The sequence below is a fragment of the Kineosporia corallincola genome (genome assembly GCF_018499875.1).
GTDB lineage: Bacteria > Actinomycetota > Actinomycetes > Actinomycetales > Kineosporiaceae > Kineosporia > Kineosporia corallincola.
This window is the reverse complement of record NZ_JAHBAY010000002.1, coordinates 137,954-158,484: the sequence shown is the minus strand read 5'-3', so window position 1 is coordinate 158,484 and position 20,531 is coordinate 137,954. Positions and strand designations below refer to the sequence as shown.

17 protein-coding genes and 1 pseudogene are annotated in these 20,531 nt (G+C 70.8%); 10 read left to right on the top strand and 8 right to left on the bottom strand.

Features of this window, described 5'->3' with window-relative positions; translation table 11 throughout:
• Window positions 1–4: 4 nt before the first annotated feature.
• The 3 genes from KIH74_RS04960 to KIH74_RS04950 all read right to left on the bottom strand — a co-directional run bounded on the left by KIH74_RS04960 (window position 5) and on the right by KIH74_RS04950 (window position 3,505).
• Window positions 5–871 (bottom strand): SDR family oxidoreductase, encoded by an 867-nt coding sequence (locus KIH74_RS04960; RefSeq protein ID WP_214154562.1) that lies wholly within the window; start codon window positions 869–871, stop codon window positions 5–7.
• Between the two features lie 57 nt (window positions 872–928).
• Entirely contained in the window at window positions 929–1,915 is a 987-nt protein-coding gene (locus tag KIH74_RS04955; protein ID WP_214154561.1) for an AraC family transcriptional regulator, read from the bottom strand.
• Window positions 1,916–2,047: 132 nt separating this feature from the next.
• Window positions 2,048–3,505, bottom strand: a complete 1,458-nt coding sequence (locus KIH74_RS04950) for a zinc ribbon domain-containing protein (RefSeq protein ID WP_214154560.1) — start codon at window positions 3,503–3,505, stop codon at window positions 2,048–2,050.
• A gap of 203 nt (window positions 3,506–3,708) precedes the next feature.
• Between KIH74_RS04950 and KIH74_RS04945 the strand changes: the two genes are divergently transcribed.
• The 4 genes from KIH74_RS04945 to KIH74_RS04930 all read left to right on the top strand — a co-directional run bounded on the left by KIH74_RS04945 (window position 3,709) and on the right by KIH74_RS04930 (window position 8,602).
• Entirely contained in the window at window positions 3,709–4,872 is a 1,164-nt protein-coding gene (locus tag KIH74_RS04945) for a PDDEXK family nuclease (RefSeq protein ID WP_214154559.1), read from the top strand.
• A 137-nt stretch (window positions 4,873–5,009) separates the two neighbouring features.
• A complete protein-coding gene (locus tag KIH74_RS04940; protein ID WP_214154558.1) occupies window positions 5,010–5,924 on the top strand; it encodes a hypothetical protein in 915 nt (304 codons plus the stop codon).
• Between the two features lie 54 nt (window positions 5,925–5,978).
• Complete coding sequence (gene pip, locus KIH74_RS04935) at window positions 5,979–6,947, top strand: prolyl aminopeptidase (protein WP_214154557.1); 969 nt, start codon at window positions 5,979–5,981, stop codon at window positions 6,945–6,947.
• A complete protein-coding gene (locus KIH74_RS04930; protein ID WP_214154556.1) occupies window positions 6,944–8,602 on the top strand; it encodes a DUF885 domain-containing protein in 1,659 nt (552 codons plus the stop codon). The genes pip and KIH74_RS04930 overlap by 4 nt, the downstream gene beginning before the upstream one ends.
• Before the next feature lie 77 nt (window positions 8,603–8,679).
• Here KIH74_RS04930 and KIH74_RS04925 read toward each other — a convergent pair.
• Window positions 8,680–9,613: pseudogene (locus KIH74_RS04925) on the bottom strand (NADP-dependent oxidoreductase).
• A 128-nt stretch (window positions 9,614–9,741) separates the two neighbouring features.
• On the opposite strand from KIH74_RS04925, the gene KIH74_RS04920 reads away from it, so the two are divergent.
• On the top strand, window positions 9,742–10,707 hold the full coding sequence (locus KIH74_RS04920; RefSeq protein WP_214154554.1) for a GlxA family transcriptional regulator: 966 nt from the start codon (window positions 9,742–9,744) through the stop codon (window positions 10,705–10,707).
• 702 nt (window positions 10,708–11,409) lie between these two features.
• Here the strand turns inward: KIH74_RS04920 and KIH74_RS04915 are convergent.
• Complete coding sequence (locus KIH74_RS04915; RefSeq protein ID WP_214154553.1) at window positions 11,410–11,880, bottom strand: DUF4262 domain-containing protein; 471 nt, start codon at window positions 11,878–11,880, stop codon at window positions 11,410–11,412.
• Between the two features lie 194 nt (window positions 11,881–12,074).
• Between KIH74_RS04915 and KIH74_RS39135 the strand changes: the two genes are divergently transcribed.
• Window positions 12,075–12,239 carry a hypothetical protein gene (locus KIH74_RS39135; RefSeq protein WP_214155007.1) on the top strand — a complete coding sequence of 55 codons (165 nt, stop codon included), beginning with the start codon at window positions 12,075–12,077 and terminating at the stop codon, window positions 12,237–12,239.
• A gap of 119 nt (window positions 12,240–12,358) precedes the next feature.
• Here KIH74_RS39135 and KIH74_RS35860 read toward each other — a convergent pair whose 3' ends face one another.
• Both KIH74_RS35860 and KIH74_RS35855 read right to left on the bottom strand, forming a co-directional pair.
• Window positions 12,359–12,886, bottom strand: coding sequence for a SigE family RNA polymerase sigma factor (locus tag KIH74_RS35860; protein ID WP_308113596.1), 528 nt, complete (start codon window positions 12,884–12,886; stop codon window positions 12,359–12,361).
• Window positions 12,883–13,905 (bottom strand): hypothetical protein, encoded by a 1,023-nt coding sequence (locus KIH74_RS35855; RefSeq protein ID WP_246571539.1) that lies wholly within the window; start codon window positions 13,903–13,905, stop codon window positions 12,883–12,885. The genes KIH74_RS35860 and KIH74_RS35855 overlap by 4 nt, the downstream gene beginning before the upstream one ends.
• Before the next feature lie 184 nt (window positions 13,906–14,089).
• Between KIH74_RS35855 and KIH74_RS04900 the strand changes: the two genes are divergently transcribed.
• From KIH74_RS04900 to KIH74_RS38360, 4 genes are all read left to right on the top strand, one after another.
• The gene (locus KIH74_RS04900; RefSeq protein ID WP_214154552.1) at window positions 14,090–15,358 is read left to right on the top strand and encodes an ABC transporter substrate-binding protein; all 1,269 of its coding nucleotides are present in this window, start codon (window positions 14,090–14,092) and stop codon (window positions 15,356–15,358) included.
• A gap of 23 nt (window positions 15,359–15,381) precedes the next feature.
• Window positions 15,382–16,215 carry a carbohydrate ABC transporter permease gene (locus KIH74_RS04895; protein WP_246571647.1) on the top strand — a complete coding sequence of 278 codons (834 nt, stop codon included), beginning with the start codon at window positions 15,382–15,384 and terminating at the stop codon, window positions 16,213–16,215.
• A complete protein-coding gene (locus tag KIH74_RS04890) occupies window positions 16,215–17,036 on the top strand; it encodes a carbohydrate ABC transporter permease (RefSeq protein WP_214154550.1) in 822 nt (273 codons plus the stop codon). The genes KIH74_RS04895 and KIH74_RS04890 overlap by 1 nt, the downstream gene beginning before the upstream one ends.
• 65 nt (window positions 17,037–17,101) lie before the next feature.
• On the top strand, window positions 17,102–19,180 hold the full coding sequence (locus KIH74_RS38360; protein WP_214154549.1) for a S9 family peptidase: 2,079 nt from the start codon (window positions 17,102–17,104) through the stop codon (window positions 19,178–19,180).
• A gap of 116 nt (window positions 19,181–19,296) precedes the next feature.
• Here KIH74_RS38360 and aztD read toward each other — a convergent pair whose 3' ends face one another.
• A complete protein-coding gene (aztD, locus tag KIH74_RS04880; RefSeq protein ID WP_214154548.1) occupies window positions 19,297–20,502 on the bottom strand; it encodes a zinc metallochaperone AztD in 1,206 nt (401 codons plus the stop codon).
• Between the last annotated feature and the right edge of the window lie 29 nt (window positions 20,503–20,531).

Sequence of the window (20,531 nt, the reverse complement as noted above, 5' to 3'; positions counted from 1 at the left end):
TCGGTCAGCGGACGATCAGCAGGTCGGCAACGCCCATCTGCTTCCAGAGTTCCTCCCGGACGGACTCGTTGACGGCGTTGACGCGCTCGAGGGCGGTGGCCAGACCCAGCCGGTCCACGGTGGTGCGGAACGGGCGGGTGCCGTGGGGCAGTTCGAGCAGGCGCAGGGTCGCGTCGGCGACCAGCTGCGGGCTGTGCTCGGGCACCTGGGCGAAACGCTGCCGGTAGGCCTGGAGGGCTGCCAGCGGGAGATCAGCGAGTTCCCCGTAGGCGGAACGCCATTCGTCGGGATCTGCCAGGAGGGTCTTGCCGAGGAACTCGGTGGGGAACCCGTTGGGCTCGATGATCGCCGACTCGATGCCGGAGGGGGCCAACTCCAGCCGGTACGACTCGGCCAGCGACTCGGCCGCCGCCTTGGACGCACCGTAGGGGCCCTGGAACGGGATCGGCAGCTTCGCGGTCATGCTGGAGATGAGCAGGAACAACCCTTTCCGTCGCCGGCGGAAGTGGGGAGCCACGGCACGGGTGACACGCTGAACGCCGAAGACGTTGACGTCGAAAATGTTCTGCCAGTCCCGCGGTGAGTACGTCTCGGCCAGGCCGAGGGCCCCCAGGCCGGCATTGTTGACCACGGCATCGAGTGTGCCGAACCCAGCGATCGCGGCATCCACGCCGGTGCGGACGCTCACGTCGTCCGTGACGTCCATGCCGATCACCAGAGCACCCTCCTCCCGCAGCGCCGTGGCCCGTTCGGCGTCCCGGCCCGCGGGATCGCGCACGGTGGCCGCCACCTGATGGCCGGCGCCGATCAGCGTCGTGGTGATGAGCCGGCCGAAGCCGGACCCGGTGCCGGTGACCAGGACGTTGACCATGAATTCCTGCTTTCTGATGGGTTTTCGGCAGGTCGTCGCCTGCCGGTAGCCATCAGGTTAGGAACGTTCACCGGGCCGCTGATGAGCGATCTGCCGGACAACTTTCGTGATCGTCCGGTGTTCGTCGCGGAAGTTTCTCGGTGAGACCCCGACCACGCGGCGGAATGCCGTGCTGAAGGCGCTGTCCGAGCCGTATCCGACCTCCGCGGCGACATCGCTGACGCTGCGCCCGGTGTGCAGCAGGAGTCTCTGGGCGGTCAGCATCCGGACCCGGGTGAGGTAGGCCAGTGGCGATTCGCCGAGGACGGAGGTGAATCGCTCCGCGAAGGAACTGCGCGACATCGCCGAGCGCCGGGCGAGTTCGTCGAGCTTCCACGCACGACCTGGTTCGTCGTGGATGCCTTCCAGTGCGGGGCGCAGGAGGTCATCGCCCAGGGCCCGCAGGACGCCGGTCCGCACCAGCGCGGCGTCGGCGGCGGCGATCCGCAGGATTTCCAGCAGCAGGAGTTGCGAGGACAGTTCGACGGCCACGCTGCTCCCGGGACATCCGGCGATCATCTCGGTGGTCAGCCGGTCGAGAAGCCACCGGATGTCAGCGCTCCGGCCGGGTGACTGCCTGACCACCAGCGCCTCGGGCAGGGACCGCATCAGGATCTGCGCGCCGACCGGGTTCACGCTCAGGTGGCCGCCCAGAACGGTGACCTGGTCACTGGTTCCGACGCGGACGAAGCCCTCACCGGCCCGGGTGGTGAACCGGCGCTGGAGGCCGTCCGTCTGCTGGGCGTCTTCGAGCACGACGCTGGAGCGCCCGGTGAGAATGGCGACATCCCCACCGCGCAGGGTGAGCGGGGCGACGCCGTCGGCACTCACCACCGCGGTGCCGCCGGCCACCGCGATGAGCTTCAGTGGGGACTGCGGCTGGAACTGCGTGTGCCAGCGACCGCCGACGGCGAATCCGCCGGAGAGCACACCGCGTACTTCGATGAGGTCGATCAGCCGGGACAGGTGATCCCGCCGCGCCGTCGGCTGCGATCCCGCGGCCACTGCGGGCTCCTTCCTGCCCGGCACCGGGTGCCGTGCTGACCGGGCGTCCGGAATCCTCCCACCGCCGGTCCGCACGCCCTGGCGTCGGGTCTGCCCGGGGCACCGTTCCGCGCCCGGCGCGGTGCACCCGCATCACATTCCGCCGGGCCCGGACAACGGGTTCGGGTACCTCGGGGCCGGCGCCTGGTAGACCGTCGCCGGGCGCTGCGGCGGCTCCGGCGGTTTCTGCGTGCTGCTGGGTGCGGGAGGCGTTTCGGGCGCGGCCGGCTTCCCGGCGGCCTGCGGCCCGGTGAGCAGGGACGCGGGTCGTGTCATCGGGGGCGGGTTCCCGCTCACGCGGGGCAGCGTCTCGCCGCCGGCCGCGGTTGGATGGACGACGGTGAGGCCGGACAGGCCACCGACGCCCGCGCCGGGAACGGCCCCGGCGGCCGGCGCGGAGGGCGCCCCGGCGGTGAGGGTCGCTGGAGCGAGCGCGGCGCCGGGCCCGGGCAGACCTCCCACTCCCGGATCGCGCTGCGGCCCCGGCAGAGCACCCGGATTCGCCACTCCTGGAACACTTCCCGGCCCGGAGAGGCCACCACCCACGGCTGTTGCTCCCCCCGTCCCCGACGGGCCACCGGGTCCCGCAGGAGCGCCCGGGTCGGCCGGAGCGGCTGGGCCCGAGAGGTTTCCGGGAACAACCGGCGCACCCACCGGCCCCACCGCAGGACCCGCGTCACCCGTGCCCTGCCCCGCAGCCGGCTCTCCCGCCGACGTGCCGCCCGCTCCCGGCGCCGCACCAGGACCGGGCACGCCCCCGGCACCACCGGGCCCGGCGACCGGGGCACCGGGCATGGCGACCGGAGCACCAGGCACGGCGACCGGAGCACCGGCACCCGGCGCCGCCCCGGTCCGGTCCACCCCGCCGGTCCCGCCGGTCCCGCTGGTCCCGTCAGCCGGCAGCGCGGACCGCCCGTCGCTGTCCGGGCGCGGCGCCGGGGACACGGCAGCGCCGGGCAGCGCCGGCGTGGCGAGGTGCACGTGGTGGCCCAGCACGCCGACGGCCGCTCCCTCGTACGCGGAGAGCAGCACGGCCCGCAACGGGGGCGGCTGGCGCCGGCCGCCCGGGGCGTCCTGGTTGTCCGGGGAGTCCGGCCCCACGGGAGCCGGCGCGCCGGCCAGGCCGGGCTCCTCGGAGGCGCCCACGGGCGTCCCCACCACGGTCGTCTGAGCCGGAACAGCACCACGAAGGACGTCGGCGAGCGGCTGCGCCGGCGTCCCACCTCCCAGCGCGGCCGGCGTGGGCGGCGCCGCCGGGACCCGGCCCGCGGGCGTCTGCTCCCCCGGCACCGTCTGGAGCACGGCGGCGGCCGAGGGCACGCTGTCGCCGTAGACGGCCAGGACCTGCTCACGGACGGATCGGCCGGACGACGGTGCGGGTTGCGGGTGTTCGTCGTCCACCATTGGCTGTTGCTGCACCAGGTCGACGCCGCAGTACTCGCAGAACGCCCAGTCGTCGTGCACCTGGAGGTCGCAGTTGGGGCAGTGCCGGTCCGCGGCCAGCTGGTCCCAGGGCGCATGCGGGCCCGGCGGGGTGTTCTGCGAGGGCATCGACGTCCTCCGTCTCGGCTGATCGACCGGCTGACCGCCCGGTCGACGTCCCCCGCACGGATGTGCGCCGAAGGGGTGGGGTTCGCTCCGGTGGCCCACGCTCTCGCTGCTCCTGCGGGGGAACTGCCCGGGAAACCTTCAGCTCTGCGCCGCCGTGACCGACCGCAGGCTGCAAGCCAGTCAGACGAGCCAATGGGAGACACGTGGAAGCGTTCGACGTCCAGACCGGGCGGATCCTGCGGGACGAGAACACGATCAGCGATCTGCTGGCCTTCCTGTTCTCGCACGACCCGGACCCGCTGACGCAGCTGCTCGAACTGCCGGCCGGTGGGCACACCGTCCACCGTGAGCACCTGGCCGGTGACGGCCGGGTCGACCTGCTGATCCGCGACGGCGACGACGCCCCCGTGGCTGTGCTCCAGCTGAAGGACTCGGCCGGGCCCCAGCGCCAGCAACTGGCCCGCTACCAGCAGGCCTTTCCCTCGGCGTCGCTGTTCCTGGTCGCCCTGGACCGGCGCGAGCGCCGGGCCCCGTCGCCGTGGCGGATGCTCTCGCTCATCGACGTGTTCGCGGTCTGGGAGGAACGGCCCGACGTCGGGTGGCTGGCCCGCCAGATCACCGGCACGCTGCGCACCTGGAACGAGCAGGCCGACGAGCCGCTGGCGCAGATCTCCGGCTGGTTCGCCCCGGACGTGCTGACCCGCCGGGTCACCGAGAACATCGAGCAGCTCCTGCTCGACATTCCCGGCTGCGACTTCGAGGTGCGGTCCGAGACGCACGCCGGAGGGCGTCCCACGTTCGTCGCGCGCCTGCGCCCGGACGACTACTCCGGGCCCGTGTGGGCCGGGGTGGACGTGCACTGCCTGGAGCAGGCCACGGCCGACCACCCGGCGCACTGGGTGCTGCGCGCGTGCGTCGACGCCTCGGGCACCGACGTGCCGGCCGGTGAGGCCGTCACCGAGGCGCACGAGGTGGCGCTGCGGATCGCCGGGGCCCTGTCGTACCAGGCGCTGGTGGACAACCTGGAGCAGAGCGGGCTGCCCTACCTGGCCCCCTACCTCCAGGACCCGGGCGAGAAGGCCGGTTTCATGGGCCCGGTCGACGCGGCCGCCGCCCTCCAGTGGCGTGACCGCAAGGTGAGCGGGTCGTCCCCGCGCCGGCACCCGGTGTTCTACCACGAGCGCGGTCAGCGCCTGTCCACCCAGTTCGACCTGGCCGTGGCCGACCTGGACCGGTTCGCCCTGGCCCAGCTGGTGGCCTCCACCCTCCAGCACCTGACCGAGGCGATGCAGGCGCCGCCCGCCTCTGGCGCCTCCGTCGTCCCGGCTCCTCGCGACTCCGCCGACGAGCCGGTGCCCGTGGGCTGATCCACCGCACCCCACCGCGCGATCGCGGCCCGGGCCCCTGATCAGGGGCCCGGGCCGCGATCGCTTTGCGGGCTCACCGGAACGTCCGGGCGTCCCTGCACGTCGAAGTCTGTGCGAGCGCGAGGGGGCGAGCGGACATGGCACACCCGATGTACGAGCCGGACGACGGGCAGGGGCGTCAGCTCCTGTCGACAGCGATGGCGGTGACCGCGATCGTGGCCATCGTGACCGTGGTGATCGGGCCGTGGCGAGGAGGGAGCACGATGTCGGACGCGGAGGGCACGGGCAGCTCGGAGGTCGTGGCGCCGCCACCGGCCGGTGAACCCGGCCGGGCGCACGTGGCGGTCAGCCCGTCGTCGGTGCCGGTGGGTGCCGAGGTGGCGCTGATCCTGGTCAATCCCACCGGTGAGGACCGCAGCACCGGGGTGGCCGGCACGCTCCAGCGCTGGGACGGCTCGCACTGGTCGGACCACCGGCGGCTGACCACCGGCATCGGCCCGGACGCCCCGGCCGGCCGGCTGTTCCCCCTGGACGAGGACGTGATCGTGCCGATGGTCGCGTTCACCGCGCCGCCGGGCGGTTTCGCGGCGCCGGTGTGGACGCGCCTGGAGGGGGTGGACGCCGGCTGGTACCGGGTGGTGCTGGGTGGGGCGAGCGGCATCGTGCAGGTCGGCGGCGAGGCGGCCCGCACCCTGCCCCGGCCCGCGACCGGGATCGTGTTCGGCGGCGGCGGGGTGCTGCCGGCCGGGCAGGAGGGGCGGCTGGCGTTCGACACGCGACGCCGCGACCCGCGCTCGGGCGACTTCGACCCGGACCGCGACGTCGGCGAGTACACCACCCGGGCCCGGGTGGAACGGTACGAGGGCGATCGGTGGGTGATGGTGCCCTCCGACACCGTGCTCACGATCGACAGCGACGTCACCGCCGACCCGGGCGGCGCGGCCTGGCAGCTGCACCTTCCCGTGCTGGAGGCCGGGGTGTACCGGGTCAGCCGCGAGGCCTCGGTGGCGGCGCGGATCGAGGGGCTGTTCTGGGTGCTGCCGCTGCGGTGAAAAACGCGCGGCCTATCCTGACCGGGCCCGTCAGAACCCTGCGAGAGGACCACCGTGCGCGAGCTGTACCCCCCGATCGAACCCCACGCCAGCGGCATGCTGGAGGCCGGTGACGGGCACTCGGTCTACTGGGAGGAGTGCGGCAACCCGCACGGCAAGCCGGTGGTGTTCCTGCACGGCGGTCCGGGCGGCGGCGCCTCGGCCCGGCACCGGCGGCTGTTCGACCCGTCCCGCTACCGCATCCTGCTGATCGACCAGCGCGGCTGCGGGCGCAGCCTGCCGCACGCGAGCGACCCGGCCGTGGACATGTCCGCGAACACCACCTGGCACCTGGTCGCCGACCTGGAACTGCTGCGGCAGGAGCGGGGAATCGGCACCTGGCAGGTGTTCGGCGGGTCGTGGGGCTCGGCGCTGGCGCTGGCCTACGCGCAGAAGCATCCGGACCGGGTCAGCGAGCTGGTGCTGCGCGGCATCTTCACGCTGCGCCGCAGTGAGCTGGAGTGGTTCTACGAGGGCCCGGCCGCCAACATCGCGCCGGACTCGTGGGCCGGTTTCATCGGGGCGCTGCCCGAGAACGACCGTGTGCCGGGGCATCTGATCGACAACTACGCCAAGCTGCTGTTCGACGAGGACCCGGCCGTGCACCAGCGCGCCGCGGTGGCCTGGGCCACCTGGGAGTTCTCCAACCTCACCGTGCAGCCCCGCCCCGACCTCATCGAGGCGGCCCAGGAGCCGCTGGGGGCAACGGCTTTCGCCCGCATCGAGAACCACTACTTCCGGCACGACGGCTGGTTCACGCCCGGCCAGCTGATCGCCGACGCACCCCGCCTGGCCGGCATCCCGACGGTGATCGTGCAGGGCCGCTACGACATCTGCACCCCCGCCACCACCGCCTGGGACCTGCACCAGGCGCTGCCGCACGCCGAGTTCGTCCTGCTCGAAGACGCCGGGCACGCCTACGACGAGCCGAGCATCCTGGACGCGCTGATCACCGCCACCGACACCTTCGCGGAGCGCTCGTGACTCCCGCGGCGCAGCAGCTGGACGCCCTCGGCGAGCGCTACTTCCGCACCCAGCACACCCTGGAGCCGTTCAACTCCACGCTGCTGGGGCTGTCGGAGTTCGACCACCTGGCCGGCGACCCGAGCATCGCGGCCGGTGACGCGGCGGCCGCCACCTTCGCCGGAATCCTCGGCGAGCTGGCGGTTCTCGACACGGCGCAGCTGAGCGACGAGCAGCGGGTCGACCACGCCGTGCTGACCGAGCTGGTCTCCGGCGCGCACGGCGACGCCACCCACGCGCTGTGGGCGGCCAGCGTCTCGGGCGGCGGCTACGTGTCCCGGCAGGGCCTGATCTTCCAGGCGGTCCCGGCGATGACGATCACGGACGACGAGGGCGCGGAACGCTACCTGGCCCGGCTGGAGGGCATTCCCGCGGTCCTGCGGGCGCTGGCCGCGCGGGGGCGGGATGAGGCGGCGCGCGGGCGGCCGTCCACGCGGGCCGGGCTGGAGCAGGCGATCGCGCAGATCACGGCGTCGCTGTCGGTGGACGCCGACGTGGACGCGCTGCTGGACCCGACCGGTTCGCCGGCCGGTGCCCGGTTGCAGGAACAGGCGGCCGACCTGCTGCGCGAGCGGATCCGCCCGGCGCTGGAGGAGCTGGCGCTGACGCACCGGGTGCTGCTGGCCGGCGCCCGTGACGACGAGCACGTGGGCATAAAATTTGTGGACGACGGTGAGGCCGGCTACGCCGACGCCGTGCGCCGGCACACCACCACCACGCGCACGGCCGGTGAACTGCACCAGCTGGGCCTGGAGCTGATCGACGAGCTGCGCGGGCGCTGGGCCGAGATCGGCGGACGGGCGCTCGGGCTCACCGAGCTGCCGGCCATCGCCGCGCGGCTGCGGGAGGACCCGGCGCTGCGCTACACCTCGGCGCAGGACATGATCGACCGCTGCCGCACCGCGCTGACCACTGCCGAGGCAGCCGCGGGCCGGGCGTTCGGGCACGGCCCGATCCCGCCGTGCACGATCGAGTCGATCAGCGGCGCCGACGCCGAGGGCGCGGCCACCGCCTACTACCGGCCCGCCGCGCTCGACGGTTCCCGGCCGGGTGCGTTCTTCCTGAGCACCGCCGGCGCCGCGCAGACCCCGCGCTACGACTGCGAGGCCCTGACCTTCCACGAGTCGGTGCCCGGCCACCACCTCCAGATCGCGGCCATGCAGCAGCTCGAGATCCCGCGCTGGCGGCGGCACATCGACACCGAGCTGGGCGCGTTCACCGAGGGCTGGGGCCTGTACGCGGAGCGGCTGGCCGACGACCTGGGCCTGTACTCCGACGACCTCCAGCTGCTGGGCATGCTGTCGCTGTCGGCGCTGCGCGCGGCCCGGCTGGTGGTCGACACCGGCATGCACGCCTTCGGCTGGTCCCGCTCGCGGGCCGAGGCGTACATGCGGGAGAACACCACGGCCACCGAGAGCGAGATCCGCCAGGAGATCGTGCGGTACATCGGCTGGCCGGGCCAGGCCCTCGGCTACGCCACCGGACGCCAGGAGATCCTGCGCCTGCGCGAGTCCTCGGGCCTGGACCTGACCACCTTCCACGGCATCGTGCTCGGGCACGGGGCACTGCCGCTGACGGTGCTGGCCGATCTGGTGCGGCGGGGCGCGGCGGGCTGACAGGCCGCACCGGCCGTGCCGCTGGGATCAGGACACGGCGCGGTGCGGCGACACGGCTCGGTCAGGGCAGCGCTCGGTCAGGGCACGGTGAGCACGATTTTGCCGGTGGTGTGGCCGGTCTCGCCGTGGGCGTGAGCGCGGGACGCCTGCTCGAGGGGGTAGGTCGCGTCGATGTGGGGGCGCAGTTTCCCGCTCGCGGCGAGGTCGGCGATCGCCCGCATGCCGGCCTGGTCGGCCTCGACGACCAGGCCCTCCAGCCGCAGGCCCCGGGTGGCGGCCCGCGCGGCCTCGGCGGCCCGCTCGGCGCCGAACACCAGGGAGATCAGGGTGCCGCCCTCCCGCAGCACGCTCAGCGAGCGGGTGCGGACGTCGCCGCCCTGGGTGTCGAGCACGACATCGACGTCCCGCAGTTTCTCGGCGAAATCGGTGGTGCGGTAGTCGATCAGCTCGTCGGCGCCGAGCTCGCGCAGCAGGTCGTGCTTGGCGGCGCCGGCGGTGCCGATGACGTGGGCACCGTGGGCCTTGGCGATCTGCACGGCCAGGTGCCCGACCCCGCCGGCCGCGGCGTGGATCAGGACCCGCTGGCCGGGGCGCAGGTGGGCGGTGTCGACGAGGGCCTGGTGGGCGGTCAGCGCGGCGAGCGGCAGGGCAGCGGCGTGCACGTGGTCGAGGCCGGCCGGCTTGTGGGTGAAGGAACGGGCGGTGGCCTTGGCGTACTGGGCATAGGCCCCGGCGCCGTGCGGGTAGGGCAGCATGCCGAACACCTCGTCCCCCGGGGTGAACAGGGTGACGCCGGGACCGACGGCCTCGACGGTGCCGGAGACGTCCCAGCCGAGTACCGGCACGGGTGTGGTCATCCGGGGTACGCCGGCACGGTGCTTCCAGTCGGTGGCGTTGAGGCCGGCGGCGTGCACGCGCACCAGGATCTCGCTGAGGCCGGGCACCGGGCGGGGCAGGTCAGCGGGCACGAACGTCCGGGGCACCGAAGGTTTCCTGGGTGACGGCTCGCATGGTGGGGCTCTGGCTCATGCCTGAAGTCTGGGACGGCGGGGCAGGTAGCGACAATGGCATGATGGCCACCCACCGATGAGATCCTGCCAATCCTGCCCCGTCCTGCCGTCAGCCCCTGGAGCGTCCTCATGCCCGGCCCGCACCGTGTCGTCGTCCTCGCACTGGATGGTGTGTACCCGTTCGAGCTGGGCATGCCGAGCCGGATCTTCGGCGCGACCGATGGTCTGTACGAGGTGGTCACGTGCACGGTCGACGGCCGGCCGGTGCGCTCGGACGCCGATTTCCGGATCGCGGTCGATCACGGCCCGGAGGCGCTGGAAGACGCCGGGACCGTGGTGATCGCGCCGTTCAGCCCTTGCCCGCAAATGGACGGGAGCCCGGCCGAGTGGATGCCGCCGGGGCTTCCGGCGGCGCTGGCGCGGATCCGGCCCGGCACCCGGCTGGTGTCGGTGTGCACCGGGGCCTTCGTGCTGGCTTCGGCAGGTCTGCTGGACGGGCGCCGGGCCACCACGCACTGGCAGGCGGCCGAGCGGTTCCGGGCGCTGTATCCCCAGGTCGACCTGAACCCCGACGTGCTGTTCGTCGACGACGGCGACATCCTCACCTCGGCCGGTGCCGCCGCCGGCGTCGACCTGTTCCTGCACCTGCTGCGCCGTGACCACGGCAGCGCCGTCGCCAACGCCGCGGCCCGGCGGTGCGTGGTGCCGCCGTGGCGTGAGGGCGGGCAGGCCCAGTACATCGAGAACCCGGTGCCCGAGCGGCCGCAGGACGGCACGTCGGCCACCCGGCAGTGGATGCTCGCCCACCTGGACGAGCCGCTGGCCGTGGCGGACCTGGCGCAGCGGGCCCGGATGAGCCCACGCACGTTCGCCCGCCGGTTCAGCGACGAGGTGGGCATGAGCCCCGGCCGCTGGATCATCCAGCAGCGCCTGTCCCGCGCCCGGCACCTGCTGGAGGCCAGCGACCTGCCCGTCGACGAGATCGCCGGGCAGGTCGGCTTCGCCACCGGCACGTCGTTGCGCCAGCACCTGCACGCGGCGATCGGGGTCTCGCCGCTGGCCTACCGCCGCACCTTCCGCACGCGCGCAAGCTGACACACGGGCAGGCACGACGGGTGCGAGCGCGGCCACCTGCCCCTGATGACGCGGCGAGTGACAGGCCAGGCCATCAGCACGCATTCAAACTCGTTCCTAAGGTGAAGTTGCGCCAGGGTACGCGAAAAGACCCGGAAAGGAGCCTTCAATGGCTAGTTCGTTAGTCGGATTTCGTGCGAGGGTCGAACACGGCTGACTCGTGCTTAGCGATGCGCTGGCAGATGATGATGTTCCGAATGGGATCCAGATCAGGCCAACTGGTTCAAGATCGGAAGCTCTGTCATCTTCGGCGTTCAGACGGGTTCGCAGGGCTGGATTGAATGCGAGGTATGGCAAGAATTGCCGCCATCACCCTTGCCATTGACGTTATTTTCTGAAGAACTAAAATTCGAATCCGGGCGCATCGTCATTCATGATCCGAATGATGACGTGAGAATGAGGATTCGCGCATCGCGAGAATCAGTGAACGCGTCGGTACTCGTTGACGACCTTGCCTTTGCCACGAAGATTCAGGTGGTGATCGCCCATGTGGTGCGGCGTTAAGATACGGTTTTAGTAGAGGAATATCGCAGGGCTTGATCTTTGATCTGGAGTTCGGATTGCCCGAGAGCCGGTGCGGATCTGGCTGCGGTCCTCGTCGAAAGTCGCATCCCCGGCCCAATGCCCGAGTCATCCACCCGATGACCCTGCTATGTCCCGGAGCTACGGCGAGAGAGCCTGTCGTTCACCAAGCCAGACCGGCGCATGTTCTTCCCCCGGAAAATTTCCGTCCCGGTCGGGCCACACGAGCTGAAGCGCCGTGAACGACCTGCCACCGTAGAATTCGGAGGCCTGCGCCAGGACAGAGCTCAAAAGGTCTTGTGGAATTGCCCTGAACTGCACATCCAATCCTTGAAGGATATCGCCCGAGACGTCACCGTCTCCATAGGTTATGCCTTCGGCGAGCATGTCCCTGACCGAGCTCAGAACGTTTTGCGAAGTCTCCTCCGGAAGCCCGGCAACGATCACTTCGGGATGATCAAAGTTGGAACCGAACCCGATACTGTAGGCAAAGGCAGGTCGCTCCTCAGCGGGGTCAAAGACCCAGATCCAGCTCCACCCTCGGGCTGCCACGCCATCGTGGATCTTTTGCTGAATCGGGTCGGGCCCGGACCCGTTTGGCTTATCACCCACAAGAACGCTTCCTCCAGTGACCGGACTTTCCCCGCTGCCGACCCGGCATCACACCTTGCCGTAGGACGGATCACCCTAGCTATTTCGCGACTTCAGCAACGTCGACGAGACCGGTCTGCACGTGCGCATCTCCGAGGACGACGTCACCGACGACGAAGGAACATACCCCCCCCCAGGCGCAGCAGTACGCCGACATGCTGGCCACCTGCCTGGACTCACCCACCTGCGTTTCCTACACCACCTGGGGCGTCGACGACCGCTACGACTGCTGGACCGACGACGACGGCAGCGTGCAGCAGGGCCACGACCTCCTGTTCAACGAGAGACACCCGTCACCGGCCCACCAGGCGGTGAAGTAAGCACTGGGATCAGCCCGGCAGGCTGGACAGGCGGGATCGTCCCGGCGTCATGGCGTGCGCCGGCCACACCGGTGCAGCCCGGATCAGCCGGTGGTCTGGACGAGGCGCACAAGCGTTACCTAAACACGGGTTCCGTCCAGCAGCCCCGCCTTTCGCAGTGCCGCCAGGCCGCGGGCGGCGTTGCTACGCACGGTGGCGTGCGCCATGCCCAGGGTCTCGGCGATCTCGTGGTCGTTGAGGCCCTCGTAGTAACGCAGCACCAGCACGGCCCGGTGTTTGGGCTTGAGCGTGGCCAGGGCCCGCAGCAGCACGTCGCGCTCGGCCAGGGCGGTGCTCTCGTCGTCCACCGGTTTCTCGCCCAGAAGCGTGCTGTCGGTCGGCGACTCGCGCTGGAAACCGCGCCGCCATAACGAGGTCGCCCCGTTCACCAGCATCCGGTTGACGTAGGCGTTGATGTCGTCGGCGCGGCTGACGGTGTCCCACTTCAGCAATACCCTGGCCAGCACGTCCTGCACCAGGTCCTCGGCGTCCGCGCTGGACTTCGTCAGGCCGCGGGCGACGGACAGCAGCCGGGGCGAGCGCTCACGCACGAAAGCCTCGAAGCCGGGCGCCTTCTCGAGACCGGGTTCCTGCCAGGGGCGCCTCACTTCTCGACCTCGCTGCCGGCGTTCGCCCACAGGGGCGAGGCGAACGGCGGGCCGCCGGGGTCCTGGCCGGCCAGCCGGGTCACGGCGATCGCGGCCATGGTCAGCGTGCTGTTGCCGGCCGGGGCCTCCGGGTCGCCCGAACTGTCCCCCAGAGCCTCGCCGGCGCCCTGGAAGTCGATGACGATCACGGTGTCGCCCCACACGGTCACGGCCTGGGCCAGCGCTCCGCCCTGCCCGTCCGCGGCGGTGGTGACCATCGTCGGGGCGGTCGTGGTCGCGTCCCCCAGGTCGACCTCGTGGGTGACGCCGCGGCCCTCCAGGCCCGGGCCCTTCTCGCAGTCGGCCAGCTGCGAGCGCAGTTCCTCGGCCATCCAGGAGGCCTCGTCGGGGTCGCCGGGCCATTGCAGAACGGTCTCGGTCACCGCGTAGCGGGGCGGGACGCTGTCGTCCTGCGACTCCCACATCTGCTGCCAGGCCCGCTCGGGGGCGTTCACGGTGAGCGTGTCGTCGACACAGATCCCTTCGACGACCTTTTCGCCGGAGAGGTTCTCGGGGTCACCGGTGGCGGCGAAGGTCGCGTTCTCCGGCAGGATGCCGAGGTCGCCGTCGGTGGCGCCGAGGTCGGCGGCGTGGATCAGGGACGCCCGGGTGACGTCGGGGACGCTGGTGTCGAGGCCGGTGGTGGCCGAGGGGGTGGGGAGGTAGTGCGGTGAGGGCGAGGCGGGTACGCCCTGGCCGGTGCCCCCGCCCGACCAGGGGGAGACCACCACGAGCACGGCGGCGAGGGCGGCGGCCGCGGTCACGGCGCCGGAGGCCATGGCCTGGTGACGCCGGTGGCGTTGTTTCGCCCGGCGCTCGATCCCCCGTAGGTCGGGCACGGCCGGCGCGGTGCCCGGCCGGGGCCGCAGGCCGTCCCGGAACAGGGCTCTGACCTGGGCGTCGCCGTCGTCACCGGCCGGCTGGTCGAGGTCGAAGTCCGGGTACTCGTCGCCCGGGCCGCCGCCATGCATCGCGTTCATGACCCTTAGACGCTGTCACGTGGGCGGGTTGTGGCAACTTCTGCCCAGGGTTCTCACAGGCCGCCGCGCCTTGCCTGTGTGTGCCAGGGCGATCACCGTCCGTCGTTTCCGGTCTTGTCGGCGGGCGGGATGCCGTGATTGTGTCCGTTCGGGGAGAACCTTCTTCTGCGATCGGGGAGCAGCGTTGCTACCACGACGGAACCCGCCACGGCGCGTCATCACCCTGCTGGCCGTGGCGCTGCTGCTGGCCGCGGGCCTGTCGGCCTGCGCCGGTGACGGGCGCACCACGATCACGTTCTTCCAGTTCAAGGGTGAGGCGCAGGAGTACTTCCGGACGCTGGCGGCGCGCTTCGAGGCGCAGAACCCGGACGTGCGGGTGGTGGTGGACAACCCGGCCGACCCGGAGACCGCGCTGCGCACGCGGCTGGTGAAGAACGACGTGCCGGACGTGATGACGCTCAACGGCAACGGCACGTTCGGGGAGTTCGCCAGCGCGCGGATCTTCCGGGACCTCACCGGTGACCCGGTGCTGGAGGGGGTCAACCGTTCCTATCTCGACGTGATCGCCACCCTCGGCCGGGGTGGGCCGGGTGAGGTCAACGGGGTGCCGTTCGCGGCGAACGCCAGCGGGCTGCTCTACAACGTGGACCTGTTCGAGGAGCACGGGGTGGCGGTGCCGCGCACGTTCAGCGAGCTGATCGCGGCGGCGAGAACGTTCCGGGACGCCGGGGTGACGCCGTTCTACGGGATGCTGGCGGACAGCTGGACGGCGCAGTCGCCGCTGGCGCCGCTGTCGGCGCAGTTGCAGCCGGATGACTTCTTCGAGCAGCGGTTTCGCGACGGCACGACGTTCGCGCGGGGGTGGGCGAGCACGGCGGCACAGCTGGCGCGGTTGTTCGAGTACACGCAGCCGGACCCGCTGTCGAAGGGGTACGAGGACGGCACGGCCGCGTTCGCCCGCGGTGAGTCGGCGATGCTGCTGCTGGGCAGCTATGCGGTGCCGCAGATCCGGTTCGGGAAGCCGGATTTCACGATCGGCAGCATGGCCCTGCCGGCCACCGAGGATCCGGCCCGCACCACGCTGGTGTCGGGGGTGGACGTGGTGCTGGCCGCCTCCCGCCAGGGTGATCACCCGGCGGAGGTGGACCGGTTCCTGCGTTTCCTGATGCGCAGGCCGGTGATGGAGGAGTACTGCCGGGCCCAGGTCGCGGTGCCGACGCTGGAAGGGCTGAGCAACGACGACCCGGCCCTGGCCGGGGTGAGTGAGTACATCGAGTCCGGGCGCATCGTCGGGTTCACCGATCACCAGTTCATCCCGGCGATCCCGCTGGGCCCGCTGTTGCAGAGCTTCCTGATCAGTGGGGACGAGCGGGCGTTCCTGCGTGACCTGGACGAGGACTGGGACAAGGTGGCGGCGCGGCGCACCTGGGGCCTGGGCGCGGTGATCGCGTGAGCCGGCGTGGCCCGTACTACGTGATGGTCGTGCCGGCCGTGCTGATCTTCTTCGTCTTCCACACGGTCCCGGTGCTCCAGGGCGTCTTCTACAGCTTCACCGACTCCCCCGGCTACGGCCCCTTCGAGCTGGTGGGCCTGCGCAACTACGTGGCGCTGTTCGGCGACCCGCGGGTGCTGCACGCCTACTGGTTCACGTTCCTGATCGCCGGGGTGTCGACGGTGGCCGTCAACGTGGTCTCGCTGACGATCGCGGTCTGGCTGAACTCCCGGATCGCCTGGCGCACCACGCTGCGCGGGATCTACTTCGTGCCGAACATCCTGGCGATCCTCATCGTCGGGTACATCTTCAACTACCTGTTCTCCAACTCCCTGCCGGCGCTGGGCGAGAGGCTCGGCATCGGACGGCTGTCCACGTCGCTGCTGACCGACTCCTCCACCGCCTGGCTGGGCATCGTGATCCTGGCGGTCTGGCAGGCCGCGGCGTTCAACATCATCATCTACATCGCCGGGCTCCAGACCGTTCCGGTCGACCTGTACGAGGCCTCGGCCATCGACGGCGCCTCGCCCTGGCGGCAGTTCCGCAGCATCACGTTCCCGATGATCGCCGGGTTCTTCACCATCAACATGGTGCTGTCGCTGAAGAGCTTCCTCCAGATCTTCGACCACATCGTGGCGCTGACCGGGGGCGGGCCCGGCACCGACACCGAGTCGGTGGCCCTGCTGATCTACAAGGGCGGCTTCCAGGGCGGCGAATACGGCTACCAGAGCGCGAACTCGGTGGTCTTCTTCGTCGTCATCGTCACTCTCTCGATCGTGCAGCTGCGGTTCCTTCAGAAGCGGGAGACGAGCGTCTGATGCGCACCGTACGGGTGAACTGGTGGCTGACCGCCCTGCTGGTGGTGCTCTCGCTGACCGTCCTGATCCCGCTGTACTTCGCGGTGGTCACCGCGTTCAAGACCCCCGATCAGCTGGGCGGCACCGGGTTCGCGCTGCCCGACGGCCTGCACTGGGCCAACTTCGCCGATGCCTGGAGGCTGACCGGCTTCCCGAAGGCCGCGCTGAACAGCGCGGTGATCACCGTGGGAGCGGTGGTGCTGACGCTGCTGACCAACTCGATGGTGGCCTACGCGATCGCCCGCAACATGGACCGCCGGTTCTTCCGCGGCCTGTACCTCTACTTCGTGTCGGCGCTGTTCGTGCCGTTCCCGATCATCATGCTGCCGGTGGCCAAGCAGACCGCGATCCTGCACCTGGACAACCGGGCCGGGCTGATCGTGCTGTACGTGGTGTACGGGCTGGCGTTCAACATCTTCGTCTTCACCGCCTACATCAACTCCATCCCCCGGGAGCTGGAGGAGGCCGCGGCGATCGACGGCGCCTCCACCTGGATCACCTTCTGGCGGGTCATCTTCCCGCTGCTGACCCCGATGAACGCCACCGTCGGCATCCTGACCTGCCTGTGGGCGTGGAACGACTTCCTGCTGCCGCTGGTCATCCTGTCCGACCCGGGCTCGGCCACCCTGCCGCTGGTGCAGTACGTGTTCCAGTCGCAGTTCCAGACCAACTACCCGGTGGCGTTCGCCAGCTACCTGATGGCCATGGCCCCGCTGTTCGTGGTCTACGTGTTCAGCCAGCGCTGGGTGATCTCCGGGGTGGTCCGGGGTGCCGTCAAGTAGCACTCCCGTTTAGCCGGTAGCGGAGTCCGTCGAAGAATGTCGGACCCGTGCGGCAAGCTGATGCCGTGACTCCCACCGACAAGAGCAGCGCCCCGGTGGCGCCCAAGCGCCCGACCGTTCTCAGCAAGCACGGCGACGACCGCACCGACGACTGGCACTGGCTGCGGGAGAAGACCGACCCTGAGGTCATCGCGCTGCTCGAGGCGGAGAACGCCTACCTCGGGCAGTACCTCGAGGGCACCGACGGCCTCCAGCAGGAGCTGTTCGAGGAGTTCCGCTCCCGCATCCAGGAGACCGACCTGTCGGTGCCGGTGCGCCGGCACGGCTGGTGGTACTACAGCCGCACCGAGGAGGGCCGCCAGTACGGCATCAGCTGCCGCAAGGCCGACGTCGACGGCGCGCCCGGCCCCGACGAGGTGGTGCTGCTCGACCAGAACGAGGTGGCCGGCGACGCCGAGTTCTTCTCCCTCGGCGCGTTCTCCGTCTCGGCGGCCGGCGACCGGCTGGCCTACTCCACCGACCTCACCGGCAGCGAGACCTTCACCCTGCGGGTGCGTGACCTCGCCACCGGCACCGACCTCGACGACGTGATCGAGGGCGTCTACTACGGCGCCACCTGGAGCCGTGACGGCAGCGTGCTGTTCTACACGCGCCAGGACGAGGCCAAGCGTCCCCACCAGGTGTGGCGGCACGTGCTCGGCACCCCCGCCGACGCCGACGTCAAGGTGTTCCAGGAGGACGACGAGCGGTTCTTCGTCGGCATCGGCGGCTCCAAGAGCGAGGAGTACCTGGTCATCTCGCTGGGCAGCTCGCTGACCTCGGAGAGCTGGGTGCTGCGCGCCGACGACCCGTACGGCGAGTTCACCGTGTTCGAGCCGCGGGTGCAGGGCGTCGAGTACCACCTGTCGCACTACCAGGACGCCGGGCGCGACGAGTTCTACGTGCTCACCAACGAGGACGCGCCGAACTTCCGGCTGATGGTCACGCCGGTGGGCAGCACCCGGCGCGAGCACTGGAGCGAGGTGATCGCGCACCGGCCCGACGTGAAGCTCGACGGTGCCGAGACGATGGCCGGGCACCTGATCCTGTCCGAGCGGGCCGAGGGCACCGCGCGCATCGCGCTGTACGAGCTGGCCACCGGCACGCACTCGGTGATGGAGCAGCCCGAGACCGTGTACACCGCCGGGGCCAGCGGCAACGCCGAGTTCGACACGCACGTGGTGCGTTACGCGTACACGTCGCTGGTCACGCCGCGCTCGGTGTACGAGTACGACCTGCGCACCGGTGAGCGCACGCTGCTGAAGCAGCAGCCGGTGCTGGGCGACTACGACCCCTCGGCATACACCACGGAGCGGGTGTGGGCGAAGGCGGCCGACGGGGTCGAGGTGCCGGTGTCGCTGGTGTACCGGGCCGACCGGGCCAAGGCCGGCGGGCCGGCGCTGCTGTACGGCTACGGCGCCTACGAGATCTCGACCGACCCGTACTTCTCGTCGTTCCGCCTGAGCCTGCTCGACCGGGGTTTCGTGTTCGCGATCGCGCACGTGCGCGGCGGCGGTGACCTGGGCCGGCTGTGGTACGAAGACGGCAAGTTCGAGAAGAAGCCCAACACGTTCAGCGATTTCGTGGCCGTGGCCGAGCATCTGGTGAACGAGGGCTACACCTCCCCGTCGTCCCTGATCGCCCGGGGCGGCAGTGCGGGCGGGCTGCTGATGGGCGCGGTGACGAACCTGCGGCCCGACCTGTTCGCCGGGGTGATCGCGGAGGTGCCGTTCGTCGACGTGCTCACCACCATGCTCGACCCGTCGCTGCCGCTGACGGTGCACGAGTACGAGGAGTGGGGCAACCCGGAGGAGGAGAAGTTCTATCCGGTGCTGAAGAGCTACTCCCCCTACGACAACGTGGTGGACGCCGCGTACCCCTCGATCCTGGTCACCGCGGGCCTGAACGACCCGCGGGTGAGTTACTGGGAGCCGGCCAAGTGGGTGCAGAAGCTGCGTGAGCACAACACCGGGCCGAACCAGGTGGTGATGAAGGTCGAGATGGGCGCCGGTCACGGTGGGCCGTCGGGGCGTTACGACTCCTGGAAGGACGAGGCGATGGTCTACGCCTGGATTCTGGAGCGGGCACTGAAGGCCTCGGCGTAACCTCACCGCATCCGAAAGGGCCCGCAGCACAACGGTGCTGCGGGCCCTCGTGGTTCAGGGACTCAGCAGGTGCCCGAGGACCTCGGTGCGCCCGGAACCTCGGTGCGTCCGGAACCTCAGTGCGCGCCGAGCGTGGCCGCGATCTCGTTGGGCACCTGGTCGAGGGTGACCGAGGCGGTGACCTCGCCGGTGGTCAGGTCCACCGCGTGCACGGCCTTCTCGGCGGGCTCGGTGACGTAGGCGATGTCGCCGTCGGCGACGATGGCCGGGTGCGGGTCCTGCCACTCGGCCGGGCCTTCCCAGGCATCGACGACCGGGAATTCCTCGACCAGCTCGCCACTTTCGGGATCGAGCACGTGGATGGCGCCGTCGGTGGCCAGGATGTAGGCCAGGTCGTCCGGGCCGCGGGCGACGTCCCGGAACGTGTACTGCACATCCTCCGGCAGCTGCACGACCTGGTAGTCGCCCCGCTCGGTGTCGATCAGGGTGACGGCGTCGAGCAGGTAGCCCTCGGCGTCGGGGTCGTTCTTGTAGTCGCCGACCACGATCGGGCTGGTCTCCGAGACGAAGGCGTTGCCCATGCGACCGTATTCGTCGGGGGCGGTGAACTTCTCGAACTCGCCGTCGTGGAACAGCAGGGCGCCGTCCTCACAGCCGAAGATCACGGCCTCGCCGGCGGCGGTGCCCTCACCGTGGATGCCGGGGCACGAGCTGTCGGAGGCGATCTGCTTCCAGTCCTCGCCCTGGGGTTCGAGGGCCAGGGCGCCGGTGCGGGTGGTCTCGTCGCCGACGGTGGTCAGCAGCGTGCCGTCTTCCAGCTGGATGGACACGCCGTGGTGCGGCGTCTTCGAGGTGTAGGTCGTCGCCTCGGGCAGCGTGCCGGTGGCCGTGGCCAGCTCGGAGGTCTCGACGATGGTGGTGGTGCCGGTGCCGTCGTCGAACAGGACGGTCTTGCCGGCGTGCCGCACCACGTGCCCGGCCGTGGTGGCGGGGTAGGTGAGGGCGGTCAGCTCGGGGGCGACGGTGTCGAGCAGCTGGAATCCGGCGGAGGTGGTGACGAGCACGTGCCTGCCGTCACCGGCGGCGTTCAGCCGGGTGAACTCCTCGGTGCCGAACTGCTGCACCACGTCGAGGGTGGCCGCGTCGAGCACGGCGACGCCGCCCTCGTAGGAGACGGCCACGCGTCCCTCGGGATTGGTGGAAGAACTTGCGGTGGAGGCCGGTTCAGCATCCTGAGCGTCGGATCCGCAGGCGGTGGTGATCAGGGTGATGCCGACCAGGGCCGCCAGGGCCGCACGGCGGGTGTTGCGGGGGGATCTCATGTGCGGTGTTTCTCTCTCTGTCGGAACGG